A 2,265-nucleotide genomic window follows, 5' to 3' on the forward strand; every position below is an offset into this window, starting at 1 on the left:
GGGCTGCTGGGCGCGGCGGCCGGCTGGATCACGATCGCCGTGCTGGCGACCGTGCCGATCGTCTACGGGTTCGTGCTCGGCGCGCACGTGCTTCCCGGGGTGATCGCGCAGCGCCTGCTGCGCCTGCCCGGCGTCGCGATCGCCACCCACCTGCTCGCCGCGCTGGTCTCGAGCGCCTTCGCGCCGGTGTACGTGTGGCAGTTCATCGCGACCGCCGTGCTGTTCGGCGGGATCCAGGAGGCATCGGCGGCGCTCGGCCGCTACCGGTCGTGGTCGCCTGTCCGCTCGCTGGGGACGGCTGTCGTGATCGGCGCCGTCGTCGCGATCGCCGTGGCCTTCGCCGCGGACCTCGCCTCGCTGGCGCCCTGGGCGCAGGCGCTGTACATCGCGCTCGGCGTCGCCGGTCCGATCGTCTGGACGATCGCCGGGCTGAGCGTCGCGGCGGCCCTCGGACGCGCGGGCGTCGGACAGCCCTTACCGTAAGGTGAGGCCGTGCCACCGGCCGATCCCCTGCTGCGCCTGAGCGGTGTCTCGATCACGCATCCTGACGCCGCGCGCGCCACGCCACGCGACGTCTCGTTCGAGGTGCGACGCGGCGAGGTCGTGCTGCTGCTCGGCCCGAGCGGCTCCGGCAAGTCGACCCTCGCGCTGGCGCTGAACGGTCTCGTGCCGCACGCCCTTCCCGCGGCACTGGAAGGCACGATCGAGGTGTGCGGCCTGGACACGGCCACGAGCACGGTCGCCGAGCTGAGCACGCGCGTCGCGATGGTGTTCCAGGATCCGGACGCCCAGCTGGTCGCCGGGACGCTGATCGACGAGGTCGCGTTCGGGCTCGAGAACCTGCGCCTCCCCGCCGCGGAGGTCGCCGCCCGCGCGGATGAGGCGCTGCGCCGGATGGGACTCTGGCAGCGCCGTGCATGGAACCCCGACAGGCTCTCGGGAGGCGGGCGGCAGCGGCTCGCGATCGCCTGCGCGCTCGCGATGGGATCGCCCCTGCTCGTGCTCGACGAGCCCACCGCGAACCTCGACCCGGTCGGCATCGATGACGTCTACGCGGCGCTCGCCGACGTCGTCGCCGCGGGAGACCGCGCGATCGTCCTCGTCGAGCACAACCTTGACGCCGCGGTGGAGCTCGCGACGCGCGTGGTCGTGCTCGACCACGAGGGACGCGTCGCGTTCGACGGCCCCGTGGCCGATGTGCTGCGAGAGCACGCCGAGGCGCTCGTCGCGATGGGCGCGTGGCTTCCGGCCGCGACGCTCGGCGGCCTGCGGCTGCGCGCGGCGGGGCACGTGCTGGAGCCGCTGCCACTGACGCCCGCGGAGCTGCGCGACGCGCTCGATCCGACCACGCGCGACGCGGCCGCGGCACTGCTCCTGCGCGAGGCGTCCGGCGGTCCCCAGGCATCGAGCCGTCCGGACGGCGAGCCGCTCGCGCGCGTGCGCGGCCTCACGCTGCGCCGGCACGACGTCGAGGTGCTGCGTGACGTCGACCTCGACATCCCCGCCGGATCGTTCACGGCCGTGATCGGGCCGAACGGCGCGGGGAAGACGACACTGGTGCAGGCGATCGCGGGCGTGACCGCTCCCCCGCGCGGGCGGGTGTCGGTGGCCGGGCTGGATCCGGCGACCGCGTCGCCGCGCGAACTGGCGGCCCGGATCGGCTTCGTCTTCCAGAACCCCGAGCACCAGTTCGTGGCGCCCACCGTGTCCGACGAACTCGCGCACGGCCTGCGGCTGCGCGGCCTGCCGGACGACGAGATCCGTGCCCGCGTCGGCGAGCTGCTCGACCGGTTCGGCCTCGCCGAACGCGCGGACGCGCATCCGTTCCTCCTCTCGGGCGGCCAGAAGCGGCGGCTGTCGGTCGGCACCGCCCTGATCGCGAGCGGCGCCGACCGCGAGCCGCTGCTGCTCGCCCTCGACGAGTCCACGTTCGGGCAGGATCGCGCCCGCGCCGCCGAACTGCTCGCCCTGCTGCGAGAGCTGCACGCGGCAGGCACCACGATCGTGATCGTCACGCACGATCTCCACCTGGTCGCCGAGCACGCCACGCACGTCGTCGTGGTCGCAGACGGGCGGGTCGCCGCCGCCGCGCCGACCGCCGAGGTGTTCGCCGACGCGGCGCTGCTCGAACGCGCGGGGCTGCGCCTGCCGCCCGTGCACCGCGCGCTGCGTGCCGGCGCCGCGGTGCCCGTCGGCGGCGACGATCCTCGTGCGAGTCCCGCCCGGCTGCCGGAGACCCGCGAGCCGCGGGGCGCGGCGCGGGAC

The 2,265-nt window shown here is 75.2% G+C and carries 2 protein-coding genes; both read left to right on the forward strand.

Features of this window, described 5'->3' with window-relative positions:
• Positions 1 to 483, forward strand: a 483-nt coding sequence (locus tag RIF89_RS14175; protein ID WP_309069722.1) for an ECF transporter S component, incomplete at its 5' end; no start/stop codon positions are given.
• 9 nt (positions 484 to 492) lie between these two features.
• Positions 493 to 2,265: energy-coupling factor transporter ATPase (locus RIF89_RS14180; RefSeq protein ID WP_309069723.1), on the forward strand; the 1,773-nt coding region annotated here is incomplete at its 3' end.

Origin of the sequence: Microbacterium sp. (assembly GCF_031178525.1) — a bacterium.
In the GTDB taxonomy this organism is placed as follows: domain Bacteria; phylum Actinomycetota; class Actinomycetes; order Actinomycetales; family Microbacteriaceae; genus Microbacterium.